Origin of the sequence: Campylobacter sp. JMF_06 NA1, from assembly GCF_027737785.1 — a bacterium.
Taxonomy (GTDB): domain Bacteria; phylum Campylobacterota; class Campylobacteria; order Campylobacterales; family Campylobacteraceae; genus Campylobacter_B.
In genome coordinates, this window is sequence record NZ_JAOVUA010000005.1 from 1 (window position 1) to 13,794 (window position 13,794).

General features: G+C 39.8%; 12 protein-coding genes. 8 read left to right on the forward strand and 4 right to left on the reverse strand.

All coding sequences use genetic code 11. The features are described 5' to 3' along the window. Positions 1–302: 302 nt before the first annotated feature. On the reverse strand, positions 303–1,277 hold the full coding sequence (locus OFO07_RS05980; RefSeq protein ID WP_270871301.1) for a DUF475 domain-containing protein: 975 nt from the start codon (positions 1,275–1,277) through the stop codon (positions 303–305). Between the two features lie 83 nt (positions 1,278–1,360). Between OFO07_RS05980 and OFO07_RS05985 the strand changes: the two genes are divergently transcribed. Then, positions 1,361–2,701 carry a Na+/H+ antiporter family protein gene (locus tag OFO07_RS05985; RefSeq protein WP_270871302.1) on the forward strand — a complete coding sequence of 447 codons (1,341 nt, stop codon included), beginning with the start codon at positions 1,361–1,363 and terminating at the stop codon, positions 2,699–2,701. A 218-nt stretch (positions 2,702–2,919) separates the two neighbouring features. Further along, positions 2,920–3,891: an alpha/beta hydrolase gene (locus OFO07_RS05990; protein ID WP_333720488.1), complete on the forward strand. Its 972-nt coding sequence runs from the start codon at positions 2,920–2,922 to the stop codon at positions 3,889–3,891. A 38-nt stretch (positions 3,892–3,929) separates the two neighbouring features. On the opposite strand, the gene OFO07_RS05995 is transcribed toward OFO07_RS05990, so the two are convergent. Genes OFO07_RS05995 through ruvC form a run of 3 tightly spaced genes read right to left on the reverse strand, consistent with a single transcriptional unit; the run spans position 3,930 to position 5,708 of the window. Further along, positions 3,930–4,457: a cysteine hydrolase family protein gene (locus OFO07_RS05995; protein WP_270871304.1), complete on the reverse strand. Its 528-nt coding sequence runs from the start codon at positions 4,455–4,457 to the stop codon at positions 3,930–3,932. Next, entirely contained in the window at positions 4,454–5,215 is a 762-nt protein-coding gene (locus tag OFO07_RS06000; RefSeq protein ID WP_270871305.1) for a nitrilase-related carbon-nitrogen hydrolase, read from the reverse strand. The genes OFO07_RS05995 and OFO07_RS06000 overlap by 4 nt, the downstream gene beginning before the upstream one ends. Positions 5,216–5,228: 13 nt before the next feature. Continuing rightward, positions 5,229–5,708, reverse strand: a complete 480-nt coding sequence (gene ruvC / locus OFO07_RS06005) for a crossover junction endodeoxyribonuclease RuvC (RefSeq protein WP_270862630.1) — start codon at positions 5,706–5,708, stop codon at positions 5,229–5,231. A gap of 110 nt (positions 5,709–5,818) precedes the next feature. Here ruvC and dnaA point away from each other — a divergent pair, with 110 nt between their 5' ends. From dnaA to OFO07_RS06035, 6 genes are all read left to right on the forward strand, one after another. Beyond that, complete coding sequence (gene dnaA, locus OFO07_RS06010) at positions 5,819–7,156, forward strand: chromosomal replication initiator protein DnaA (protein WP_270871306.1); 1,338 nt, start codon at positions 5,819–5,821, stop codon at positions 7,154–7,156. Positions 7,157–7,307: 151 nt separating this feature from the next. Beyond that, positions 7,308–8,390 (forward strand): DNA polymerase III subunit beta, encoded by a 1,083-nt coding sequence (gene dnaN / locus OFO07_RS06015; protein WP_270862632.1) that lies wholly within the window; start codon positions 7,308–7,310, stop codon positions 8,388–8,390. A 20-nt stretch (positions 8,391–8,410) separates the two neighbouring features. Beyond that, the gene (gene gyrB, locus OFO07_RS06020) at positions 8,411–10,726 is read left to right on the forward strand and encodes a DNA topoisomerase (ATP-hydrolyzing) subunit B (RefSeq protein WP_270871307.1); all 2,316 of its coding nucleotides are present in this window, start codon (positions 8,411–8,413) and stop codon (positions 10,724–10,726) included. Beyond that, the gene (locus OFO07_RS06025) at positions 10,726–12,177 is read left to right on the forward strand and encodes an EAL domain-containing protein (RefSeq protein WP_270862634.1); all 1,452 of its coding nucleotides are present in this window, start codon (positions 10,726–10,728) and stop codon (positions 12,175–12,177) included. Before gyrB ends, OFO07_RS06025 begins: the two co-directional genes overlap by 1 nt. Position 12,178: 1 nt before the next feature. Then, positions 12,179–12,559, forward strand: coding sequence for a preQ(1) synthase (gene queF, locus OFO07_RS06030; protein ID WP_270858643.1), 381 nt, complete (start codon positions 12,179–12,181; stop codon positions 12,557–12,559). After that, positions 12,556–13,791 (forward strand): HD domain-containing protein, encoded by a 1,236-nt coding sequence (locus OFO07_RS06035; protein WP_270869859.1) that lies wholly within the window; start codon positions 12,556–12,558, stop codon positions 13,789–13,791. Before queF ends, OFO07_RS06035 begins: the two co-directional genes overlap by 4 nt. The last annotated feature ends 3 nt before the right edge of the window (positions 13,792–13,794 follow it).

Genomic DNA, 13,794 nt, shown 5'->3' on the forward strand with positions numbered 1-13,794 from the left:
GCCACTTCTAAGGTTTTACAGGGGTGGGGGTTGGTAAGGGGGAGGGTAGCGTCTCCTAAAAAGCGCGCCCTCCCCCTTACGAGAAAAGCAAAATTTCGCCTAAAATTTACAAAATCGTTCAATGCTAAATTTAGGTTGAATTTTGAATTTAAATTTCCCTGGATTGCTTCGTTCGTTACACTCGCTCGCAATGACAAATTAGGCAAAATTTACGCTTGATTTGTCATTGCGAGAATTTTGCGTAAGCAAAATTCGTGGCAATCTACAAGTATAAAAATCAAGGTCAGTATTTTTGCGGAATTTTACCCATTTTTTCTGTTATACAAAATCGAGCAAACAAAGGCAGAAAAAATAAAAAATATCCCCAATGTGCCGGTTATTACCTCGCTGATTTCAAATTCGAGCTTGATAAACATAATCACTGCAAGCGTGCCAATCGCATAATGCGCGCCGTGTTCTAAAAAAATAAACTTCGCCAGCGTGCCACGCTCGACCAAATATATCGTGAGTGAGCGCACAAACATCGCCCCAGCCCCAAGTCCTAGCATGATAATAAAGATATTGTTGCTTAGCGCAAACGCCCCAATCACGCCGTCAAAGCTAAAACTAGCGTCCAGCATTTCGAGGTAAATAAAGCCGTTTAGGCCATTTCTCACGCCACCAGCACTAAAAATTTTATCAAACGACTTTATCAAAATAAACAAAATTATCGCGCTAAAATATGCAATAATCGCCGTTTTTGAGGGGATTAAAACAGCCAAAACTGCGCCTAAAACCACAGCGAGTAAAATTTCAAATTTTGGGAAATTTTTGAGCCTTCTTACCAAAGCATTTTCTTCTAAAACCCGTATCCAAGGCTCTCTGTCCTCATCATCAAAGAAAAAGCTCAAAAACACCATCATCAAAAACGCCCCGCCAAAAATGTAAATGCCGTCTTTGTTTTCTTCTAAAATTTCACTATATCGCGCAGGGTTGTTTAGTGCCAAATTTAGGCTCTCAAAAAGCCCCAAATGCGAAGCAACGCTTACGATGATAATCGGAAATGCGAACCTCATACCAAAAACCGCCACAGGTATGCCCCACACGATAAACCTTTTGCGCCAAATCGCGTTCATATCCGTTAAAACCTTGGCATTTACCACGGCATTATCGAAGCTAAGGCTGATTTCTAAAATAGATAGTAGCGCGCAAATATACGCCCCAGCAAATCCACCTAACCAAAACCCGACCAAAACAGCTATAAATAATATAAAAAATGATGAATAAAAATAACGCAAATTTTTCCTTTTTTTGAGCGATTTTAGCGTAAATTTGCCTTGAATTTAATATAATTTGCCCAAATTTCACACAAAGGCAAAAAATGTTAAGCAACCCAGTGTTTTTAAGCATACTTTTGATGAGTATTTTGTGTTTGCTTCGCTGTAATGTCATGCTAGCTATCCTAATCAGCGCGATTTGCGCGGTGCTGACTAGCCATATCCCGCTAATGGACGCCATAGGCTATTTCATCAACGGCAACCCGCAAACTGGCAGTGTCGGCATGGGCGGAAACTTGGAAACTGCGCTATCGTATATCCTGCTTGGCGTCATCGCAAGTGCCGTAGCACGGACAAATTTGACGGCGATTTTGGTGCGAAGCGTGGCTGGATTTATCAGCGATAAAAAATTTATTTTCATCGCTATGATTGCCTTTATTTCGTGTTTATCGCAAAATTTAATCCCTGTTCATATCGCATTTATCCCGATACTAATCCCGCCACTTGTAAAGATTATGAACTCACTAAAACTCGACCGCCGCGCCATAGCCTGCGCGCTGACATTTGGTTTGCAGACCCCGTATATGGCGTTTCCTGTGGGATTTGGTCTGATTTTTATGGGAATTATCCAAAAAGAGATGAGCAAAAACGGCATGGATGTGGGTATCAGCGATATCGCTGGGGTCATGTGGATGAGTGCCATACCTATGGTAATTGGCCTTGTTTTGGCCATGCTTTACTACCGCAAGCCACGAAGTTACACTCAAACCAAAGAGAGCATTGAGGCGCATTTTGAAGAGTTTAAAATGCAAAAACGAGAATGGGGCGTGCTAGCTGGGATTATAGTGTGCTTCATCGCTCAACTTATCCTTAGCATGGTAATCCAAATCGACGCTGGTTCAATGCCCTTTGCCGCTCTGGCTGGAATCCTTACAATGCTACTTTTAGGCGGTATTCCATGGGGCGAGCTAGATAGCATTTTCGACCAAGGCGTGCATATGCTAGGATACATCGCGTTTTTGATGCTTGTAGCTGGCGGATTTGGCACGATTATCAAAGAAACAGGCGGCGTGGGCGAGCTAGTAAGCGCAGTGGCTAGCCTAAGCGGTGGCAAAATCGGCGGTGCGGTGCTAATGATAGGCATAGGGCTTCTTGTAACAATGGGAATCGGATCTAGCTTTGGCACGATTCCAATTATCGCGACGATTTATTGTCCGCTAGCAGCCGAGCTTGGATTTAGCGTGGCTGCGACGATTTTTATCATCGGTGTGGCAGCGGGACTTGGGGACGCTGGAAGTCCAGCCAGCGATAGCACGCTAGCCCCTACTGCCGGGCTAAACATCGACGGCGAGCATAACCATATCTGGGATACTTGCGTGCCGACATTTATATTTTTCAATATCCCGCTAATCATTTTTGGCGTAATTTTTGCGATAATTTTATAAATTTTTAGGGTTAAATTTCAAAATTTAACCCTAGATAAATTTTGAAATTTGCAGAATTAGGCAATAAATTTGGATAATCTTTCTAACTAAAATTTCTTAAATTTGCTAAAATTTTCTCACTAAATTTCAATCAAGGAGAAAATATGAAAAAAGTCCTAATTTCACTAGCTCTCGGGGCTGTTTTGGCCACCACTGCAAGTGCCAAAGGCGAAGTGGATATGCCAAAAAATGTAGTGAGCGCGTGGGATAAAACCTTTGCAAAAAGCGACAAAGTAAATCACAAAAAAGTAGCCTTCAAAAACCGCTACGGAATTGTAATCGTTGCGGATTTATACACTCCAAAAAATATGAACGGCAAACTCCCTGCAATCGCCATTTCTGGCCCTTATGGCGCAGTCAAAGAGCAATCTAGCGGACTTCACGCGCAAACCTTAGCCGAGCGAGGATTTGTAACTTTGGCGTTTGATCCAAGTTTCACAGGCGAGAGCGGTGGCGATGTGCGCGACATTTCCAGCCCTGATATAAACACAGAAGATTTTAGCGCAGCTGTGGATTATCTGGGCGTGCAAGACTTCGTCGATAGAGAAAAAATCGGAATTTTAGGCATTTGTGGCTGGGCTGGATTTGCGCTAAATGCCGCTATCAGCGATACTCGCATAAAGGCCGTCGCAGTTACTACGATGTATGATATGACACGCGTTACGGCAAAAGGATACAACGACAGCGTGGGTGAAAACGAGCGATATGAAGCCAAAAAAGCTCTAAATTTGCAACGCTGGATGGACTTTGAAAAGGGCGAGGTAGAGTATTTGCCAAGCGGAAATATCGACCCTAAAACCATTACCGAGCAAACACCAAAATTTGTCGCTGATTATGCGCTGTATTATAAAACACCTCGCGGTTACCACGAACGCGCAATCAATTCAAAAGAGCATTTTTGGAGCAAAACAGACGCATTAGCGCGTATGAGCGATAAAATTTTGACCTACGCTAATGAGCTTCGCGCCCCTGTTTTACTAGCGCACGGCGAGATTGCGCACTCACGATATTTTAGCGAGGACGCATTTAAGGAGCTTGGAAGCAAAAACAAAGAGCTTTTTATCGTTCCGGGGGCAAGTCATACGGATTTGTATGATAAAAAAATTCCGTTTAATAAATTTGAAGAATTTTTTAAAGCAAATTTGAAATAAATTTGGCAAATTTGGCGCGAATTTGCGCCAAATTTAACTTAAATCACCAAAATTCCAGCATTTCTCATTAAATCTAGCGCGCACTTTTCATAATACTCGCGCTCATGATTTGGCGCGTCGTATGTCGCCACGCACTCGCTAGGCACCACGATGTCTTTGTTGATATCATTTTCGTTGAAATATGTGCGAAGCGCAAGGGCAAATTGCAAAACGCAAATATCCGTGCAGCACCCCGTAATCACAAATCTATCAAATTCGGCCAAAAGCCCCTTATCAAAGGCATAAAAGCCGTTTGTCGAGCGTTTTTTGGTAGTGTTTTGGGGGGTGGCAAATTCGGCAAGTTCATCGATTATTTCGGCCTCTGGCGAGCCCTCGATACAGTGCGCTGGGTAGCGTTTCATCTCCAAATCCCGCTCGCCGTGTGCGTCGCAGATGAAATGCACGCCTGCGCTTCTGCGGATTTGCGAAGCGATTGCGGGTGCGATTTTAGCGATGTTTGGATCTGCCATTGCGCCAAATTTCGCAAAACCATTTACCATATCGATTACAAAAACTAAATCCTTCATAAAATCTCCTTTAAAATCTCTTTTCTCTCATCTTTTAAAATATCCATTTTAGCCCGAACTAGCGAAATTTGGGCTAGATTAATACCGCAAATTTCACTTTCTTGCCCCACTCCAAGCTCGCACAAAATCTCTCCCTCAGGGCTAATCACGCACGAATGCCCGCCAGAGGCGCTATTTATGGCTACTAAAAAACACTGCGCCTCAATCGCCCTAGCCCGCGCGAGAGTGCGGAAATGCTCTATGCGAGAGTGCGGAAACTGCGCGATGACAAAAATAATTTGCGCGCCATTTTTGGCAAGGTAGCGGAAAATTTCGCCAAATCGCAAATCATAGCAAATCGCAAGTCCGATTTTTAGGGGCTTTCCGCCCTGCGAAATTTCACAAAGCCCGAATCTATCGCCAGCGCGGACAAATTTATTTTCACCTGAATTTGAAAAAAGAAAAATTTTATCGTAATGATAAATTTCACGCCCATTTTGATACACCAAGGCACGGTTGTAAATTTCGCCATTTTCGCTAAGTGCAAGCCCAGCGATTGCGACTTTTTGCGCTGAAATTTCGCGTAAAAATTCGCGCGCTTTTTCGTTTTGTTCTGACGGAATTTCGCTAAAAATTTCAGGCGCAAATCCGCTTAAAAATGTCTCAGGAAGCACGATAATATCGCAATCCCTCGCCTGCGAAGCCAAATTTCGTGCATTGGATAAATTTTGCTTGAATTTTAAAATTTCGCTTTTAATCTGCGCTAGTGCGATTTTCACTTTTTTACCCCTTTTATTTTTCCAGCCCTCTCATAGCGTTTGCGTGAGTGAGCGCAACCGCGATAGCATCGGTTATATCGAGCGGTTTGATCTCGCCTTTGAGCCCTAGTATTCGCTTGACCATGAAGGCGACCTGCTCTTTTGCGGCCTTTGCCTTGCCGGTTACGGATTTTTTGATTTGAAGTGGCGTGTATTCGGCGAAGTTGCCATAAACTTGCAAAATTTTTAGCCCCAAAGCCCCGCGAAACTGCGCTAGTTTTAGCACGGATTGGGGATTATAGGCGTAAAACATACTCTCGATTGCGACCTCGTCGATTTTGTGTTGCGAAAATATAAGATCAATCGCCTCCGCCATTTGTGTCATCTGAAACTGCACATTTTCGGCCTTCATTTTCACTAAACCTGCTTCGACGAGCGAAATTTTATTCACATTTTTTTCTAAAATCGCATAGCCTAAATTTCTAGTTCCCGGATCAATTCCTAAAATTTTCATCACAATCTTTCACTTTAATTCACGCCTTATTCACTTGTGAATTACTTTATAAATTTAACACAAATTTAGCGAAATTTTGCTAAAATTAAGGATTAAACAAAGGAAAATTTATGGCAGAAACTCAACCACAAGAAATTTTATTAAGTTTAGCGGGCGAAATTCCACCGCTTGATTACGAAAGATATATCAAAAATTTAAAATTTAATGAAAAAAACTCTACCTTTGAATTCTTTGTTTATCACGCAAGTAACGAGCTTGTGGCTAGATACATACAGACTAAATACGCTGAGAGGATCAAAAACGCGCTAGTTAAAAAATTTGGCGTTAGCAATATCACGGTCAAAATCACTTCAAAAGCCAAAATTTCCCCAAAAGAAATTTCAAAAATGATCCCACAAGACAAGCCAAAAAGCACGATTGTCAATGATAATTACACATTTGAAAATTTCATTGTGGCTGATTCAAACAAACTCGCATTTTCTAGCGCAGTCAGTGCCGCCAAAAACCCCGGAAACAAAATGTATAATCCGCTGTTTTTATACGGACCGAGTGGGCTTGGCAAGACCCATTTGCTCCAATCAATCGCAAATCATTGTATCAAAAAAAATCTAAGCGTCATTTGCGTAACCAGCGAGCAGTTTGTAAATGAATTTATCTCAAATTTAGAAAATCAAACAATGGATAAATTCAAGCACAAATACCGCAACTGCGATATTTTGCTAATCGATGATATTCAGTTTTTGGTAGGCAAAAGCTCGACGATTGAGGAGTTTTTCTTCACTTTCAACGAACTAAGAGAAAAAAAATGCCAAATCGTCCTAACCAGCGATATCGCGCCAAAATACCTAAAAGGCTTTGAGGAGCGTATGATTTCGAGGTTTAGCGACGGGCTAATCGCTGATATCATGCCGCCAGAGTTAGAAACCAAAATCGCAATCATCAAACGCAAAAGCGAAGAAAATAATTTTTATGTCCCAAACGATGTCATACAATACATCGCCGCGAATATGGGCGATAATATCCGCGAAATCGAGGGCGCACTAAACAAACTAAACGCATTTTCATCGCTTGTAAATGCCAAAATAGATTTAGCATTTGCCAAAACCACGCTTCAAGATCAGATCAAAGAACACTACCAAAATGTCGATTTAGAGCAGATTATAAGCGTGATTTCAAAAGAGCTAAATGTCAAACCAAGCGAGCTAAAAAGCAAAACAAGGGCCAAAAATGTCATCGAAGCGCGTCAAATTTGCATATATTTAGCCAAAATTTTAACCAAAAATTCAATGCCAAAAATCGCATCGTATTTCAATCTCAAAGATCACAGCGCGATTAGCAAAAATATCAAAAAAATCAACGAAACAATTGAGAAAGATGAATTTTTTAAAATCAAAATCGAAGAGTTAAAAAACAAAATAACCCAAAAGGAAAATAATGAAAAAATATGAAATAAAATCAAGATTTGTGAATAATGGTGAATAAAATGGTAAATTTAATTCACAAAGTAAATTTCGCTAAATTCAGCATTTGCGCGGGGTATTCACTAAATCCCACACTCTACTATAACAAAAACAAAAATTTAAAATTTAAAGGACAGCTATGAAAGTCATAATTGCAAAAAAGGTTTTAGAAGACATTGTTTCAAACACCAATCCTTACCTTGACAAAAAGGATTTAAGCTCGATTACTTCTCACATTTTAATCAGAGCTAGAAATGGCGAGCTTAGTATCAAGGCCACAGATCACGAAATTGGCCTTAGCTATGTTTTGCCTTATGCTATGATTGAAGAAGAGGGCGAAGCCACAGCCAATGGCTCAAAACTTCTTAGCGTAATCAAGGGTTTAGGGGACGAAAATGTCACATTAGAGACAATGAACGGAGCGCTTTTTGTAAAACAAAAAAAGTTAAAATACAAACTCCCTATGTTTGACTCAAAAGATTTCCCAAATTTCCCTACAATCGAGGGCAAAAACAGTTTTAATGTAAATGCTTTGGTGCTTGGCAGAAGTCTTAAAAAAATATACTCTTCAATCGATACAAACAACCCAAAATACGAGCTAAACGGAGCTTTGATTGATGTAAAAGATGGGTATTTAAATTTAGTCGGAACCGATACTAAACGCCTTAGTGTCTTTGTGCTAAATACAAATATGGGCGAATTTGCCAAAAAAGATACCCAAATTTTAATCCCTAAAAAGGCAATTGGCGAAATTCAAAAGCTATTTTCAGATAAAATTGAAATTTATTATGATGAAAATGTCCTTTTGGCAGTGAGCGAAAATTTCGAATTTTTCACAAAACTAATCAACGGAAAATTCCCAAATTATGAGCGCGTAATCCCAACTGAGACAAATTTTAAAGTAATTTTACCACGAGATAAATTTGTCGGCGGCGTAAAAGCAATCAACGCAATGTGCGAGGAAATGAAGGTTACGATTAAGCCTGATGGCATTATTTTTGAGAGCATTAACGAGGATAATTCTGAGGCAAAAGCCGAAATCGAGGCAAATATCGCAGTTTCATCAAATTTGATTTTTGGCGTTAAAAACAGATTTTTACTCGATTTTCTAAACAGCGTCGAGGACGATATGTTTGAGCTAGATTTTAACAACTCAGAAACAGCATTTGTGCTAAGCTCAGGCGAGCTAAAAACGGTCGTAATGCCGATCAATAAAATTTAAGAAATTTAAGGGAAAATTTAATGGAACAACAAAATTACGGTGCAGGAAATATTAAAGTTTTAAAAGGTCTTGAAGCGGTTAGAAAACGCCCAGGAATGTATATCGGCGATACAAATATCGGAGGACTACACCACATGATTTATGAGGTTGTGGATAACTCTATCGACGAGGCTATGGCTGGGTATTGTGATACTATCGATGTAGAAATCACGCGCGAAGGTAGCTGTATCGTCACAGACAATGGCCGTGGAATCCCAGTAGATATGCACCCCACAGAGAATTTGCCAGCAGCGACTGTGGTTTTGACCGTTTTGCACGCTGGTGGTAAATTTGACAAAGACACTTACAAGGTGAGTGGCGGACTTCATGGCGTGGGTGTTAGCGTCGTAAATGCGCTCTCATCAAAGCTTGTGCTTACAATCAAACGCCAAGGCAATGTTTATCGTCAAGAATTTGCAAAAGGTAAGCCAACTACCGATTTAGAAATCATAAAATCCACAAACCGCACTGGAACGACTGTGGAATTTTGGCCAGATGGCGAAATTTTTGAAATTTTAGAATTTAATGCCGATACTTTGTCAAAAAGATTTAGAGAATTAGCATATTTAAATCCAAAAATTACCATAAATTTTAAAGACCAAAGAGACGGCAGAAATGAGAGCTTTCATTTCGAGGGCGGATTAGAGAGCTTCGTAACTGATATGAACAAAGCAACGCCTGTTAGCAAGGCAGTTTCATTTAGCGATACCGTCGAAGATGTCGCTGTGGATATCGCGCTAATGTATAATTCAACCTACGATGAAAAATTATTAAGCTTTGTTAATAATATCAAAACCCCAGACGGCGGAACGCACGAAGCTGGATTTAGAGCGGGACTAACTCGCGCTATTACAAACTATATCGCAGCAAACGCAGCCGCACGCGAAAAAGACACCAAAATCACCGGCGATGATGTCAGAGAAGGTCTAATCGCAGTCGTAAGCGTAAAAGTGCCTGAACCGCAATTCGAGGGTCAAACTAAGGGCAAACTTGGTTCAAGCTATGTCAAACCAATCGTGCAAAAAATGACCTTTGAGGTGCTTTGCAAATATTTCGAAGAAAACCCAAATGAAGCACGCGCGATTATGGAAAAGGCTCTTTTAGCAGCCCGTGGTCGCGAAGCAGCGAAAAAAGCGCGTGATTTAACGAGAAAAAAAGATAACATAAACTCAGTCGGCACACTTCCAGGAAAACTCGCTGATTGCACTAGCAAAGATGCTAGTATGAGTGAAATTTTCCTTGTCGAGGGCGATAGTGCGGGCGGATCTGCCAAAGGTGGTAGAGATAGGGAATTTCAAGCGATTTTGCCTTTGCGCGGTAAAATTTTAAATGTCGAAAAAGCGCGCTTGGATAAAATTTTACAATCAGAAGAGATTAAAAACATGATAACCGCCTTTGGTTGTGGCGTGGGTGAGGAATTTAACGCCGATAAACTTCGCTATCACAAAATCATCATTATGACAGATGCCGATGTCGATGGTAGCCATATCCAGACCCTGCTTTTGACATTTTTCTTCCGCTATTTGCGTCCGATTATCGAAAATGGCTATGTTTATATCGCTCAACCGCCACTTTTCAAATACAAAAAGGGCAAAAAAGAAATTTATCTAAAAGATGAGCGCGCACTGAGTGAATTTTTGATCGAAACTGGTATCGATATGGGCGAATTTGAAGGAATTGGCAACCAAGATTTAATCGATTTTCTAAAAATCGTTTCAAACTACCGCTCACTTTTAAACGAGCTTAAAAAGCGTTTTAGCGTCATTTCTGCGATTAGGTATCTAATCGAAAATGACGAAGCGCGCTCTATGGAATATTCTGCGCTTTTTGAAGTGATTAAAACCCGTTTAGAGAGCGAGGGATTTAATATTTTAAATTCAAATGTCAGCGAGAGTGAAATTCGTATCTATGTCCAAACTCCAAATGGTTTGGAGCAACTAAATATCAACGAAGCCTTGCTTACAAATCATATTTTTGCCGAAGCGATCCGTGTGTATGGGCTAATCAAAGAGCGTGAGGTCGATTTTGGCAGGGATTATATCGAGGTTTTGGACGAGATAGAGCGAAATTCGAAAAAAGGTGCGTATATTCAACGCTACAAAGGTCTTGGCGAGATGAACCCAGATCAGCTTAGAGAGACCACGATGAGCAAGGAAAATCGTCGTTTGCTTCGCGTGGGTATAGCTGATGCGCAAAGCGCTAGCGATACATTTAACCTTTTTATGGGTGATGAAGTGGAGCCTAGGCGAAACTATATCCAAGACCACGCAAAAGATGTTAAGAATTTGGACATTTAATGGGTAAATTTATCGAAAACGAAGTAATTCTAGTCTCAGAGCAAAAAGAGCGCGAAACCAGATTTATAACGGCACTTAAAATTTCAGTGCCTTTTACACTCCTGCTTATTGCTTTTGGATATACGATGTTCAAAAACGGTGAGTTTAACAGCGACGATGTGATACTTTTTTCGTTACTTTTGATTTGCTATGTGTATTATGTAATTTATCAAATTTACTTTGGTTTTAAAAAGACGCTAATCGATCCAGTCAGCCATGTATTCGTGCGTGATGAGATCGAGCGAATTTTAAAAAAACAGATGAAAAAAAACAAAATCAACCATGTGGTTTTGCTTCGTATCAAAAATATCGCCGATATCAACGATAGATATGGTTATCAAAACGGCGACGATATTTTGTATAATTTTTGCAAAGAATTTGCGAAATTTATGGCAAATCAGGGCTTTAAAAATTTGCATATTGGGCGTTTTATCAACGGCCACTTTATCTTTGGGCTTAATGGCAAAATGGCGAATTTAACGCACATTTTGAAAATGTTCGAGCATAAAATTTCAAACCAAAGTATAAACAATATCGAGATTAAAACCGAATTTGAAATCATGCCTACTTCGTATGACAAAAATCTCAGCAATATCACAAACGCGCTATTTTTTAAGATAAATCGCAAAGAGGTCGAAGAGGAAAAATCCAGCGAAAATATTGATTTAAATAAAATTTTGCTCGATGATTTTAACAAAGATGTCGTTGATGCGATTGACAATGAGAGTTTTAGCTTTAAATTTCAATATGTCGCCGATAAAAATGGCGTCAAATCGCATATAAACTTAATCCCAAAACTAGATCTCAGAACCGGCGATAAGGTTACAAAAAGCCGAATTATTGATATTTTGCACTTTAATAATTACGATATCAAATACGATATTGCGATGATTAAGCAAATTTCGCGCATTATCTATTTTAAGGATATCGAGCATAAAATTTTCATCGAAATCATGCCTCAGACACTGCGAAATGCCGAGTTTCGCAACGAAATTTTAAAGCTAATTGACAATAATTTAATCGATCCAAGCAAGATTGTTTTGGAGTTTAACGAAGAAGAAATTTACTCTGAAACAAAGCGATTTGCCGAAATTTTGCTTAAATTTAAAGAGCTAGGATTTAGCTTTGGACTTAGCCAGTTTGGCGGTGCGAACGCGAGTTTCGAGTATTTTAAATTTTTCGATATTGATTTTGTGATTTATGATATCGAGTATAATAAAAATTTAGGCAACGAAAAAATAAAAAATGTTTTTATGAAACTAAACGAAATGTGCCAGAAATCGGGCATTAAAAGCATTATTCGCTTTGTAGATAAGCCGAAATTCCAAGACGAACTCTACGAGCTTGGGGTCGATTTCGTGCAGGGTTTTTGCGTAGGCAAACCAGAAGATATTATAAATTTAAGGAAATAAAATGCGTTATGGCGAAAAAGAGATAAAAGAATTTGACATAGAAAAAATGGAAATTTGGCCAAATAAACACGAAAATGATTATTTGATCAAAATCACGCTTCCGGAGTTTTGTTGCCGCTGTCCGCGCTCAGGATACCCTGACTTTGCGACGATATATTTAGAATACATACCGAATAAATTTGTCGTAGAGCTCAAAGCAATCAAACTCTACATTAACTCATTTATGGATCGCTACATCTCCCACGAGGACAGCGCGAACGAAATTTACGCTACCTTGCAAGAAAAATTGCAACCAAAATACCTAAAAATCGTGGCTGACTTTAATCCGCGCGGAAATGTGCATACTGTGATTGAAATAAATTCGGATAAAATTTACAAATGATAAGTTCAAATTTAGTAGAAAAAATCTTTAAAAGTGCGAGTATTTCGCGCTGGAACGACTACCCAAAAATGGTAAATTTAGTCGAGCTTGACAAACAAGCACACAAATTTATCATTGCCTATTTTATCGCTAGTTTCGAGCGCGATATTGATATGAGCTATGTCATCGAGGCTGGGATTTTTGATTTTCTCTCACGCATCGTAGTAACCGATATCCGCCCAGATGTGTTTCACCAAATTCAAAAAAGTAAAAAAGATCAAATTAACAAATGGGTTCTCTCACAGCTTGAAAACGACCTTTCTAGCGTGCAAGATGGCGAATTTTTGAAACGATTTATAGCCTATCAAAACGGCTACTCGCACGAAAAAGAAAAACTCATTTTAAAGGCGGCAAGTTATCTGGCTACGAGGTGGGAATTTAATATCGTTTATCAAACTAGCCAGTTTTTAAACGATATCGAAGAGCTTAAATTTAAGGTCGAAGAGGAATTAGAGGATTATTACGAGCTAATCGGCGTGCGAAAAATCGTAATGAATAAAAAACTAGCTCGAATTGTAGATCTTAGCGGCAGATTAAGGTTTCAAAAGCGTTGGGCGCAAACCCCACGCATACCTGAGACTAGCGTGCTAGGCCACATGCTAATCGTGGCGATTTTAAGCTACTTTTACTCGCTCAAAGTCGGCGCGTGCAAGAGTAGAATTTTTTATAATTTTTACTGCGCGCTTTTTCACGATCTACCTGAAAGCCTTACCCGCGATATCATCAGCCCCGTAAAATACGGCGTGGCTGGGCTTAGCGACATCATCAGCGAATACGAAATGCGCCTAATAGATGATAAAATTTTGCCCTTTGTGCCAGAGCATATCAGAGATGAGTTTAGCTATATTTTGGGCATTAGAAACGACGGCGAGAAATTTATAAAAGATGAGTTTGAAAACAGAATTTACGAGCTTGGCGGTAAGCCAAATTTCGCAGACGGCTCGCTTGGCGCGTATAACGAGGATAAATTTCGCGCGATTGATGGCAGGGCGCTTAAATTTTGCGATAAACTAGCCGCGTTTTTCGAGGCTGGAATTTCGATAAGCTATGGCGTCAAAAGCAAAGAATTAGTCAGCGGGTATAACTCAATGCTCGAAAATTTTAAAAGAAATAAAAGCATAGAAGGCGTCGATTTTCACAGCGTTTGTGATGATTTTATAGAAAATTTTGGATTGGATAGGGTTGAGTTTTAAAAC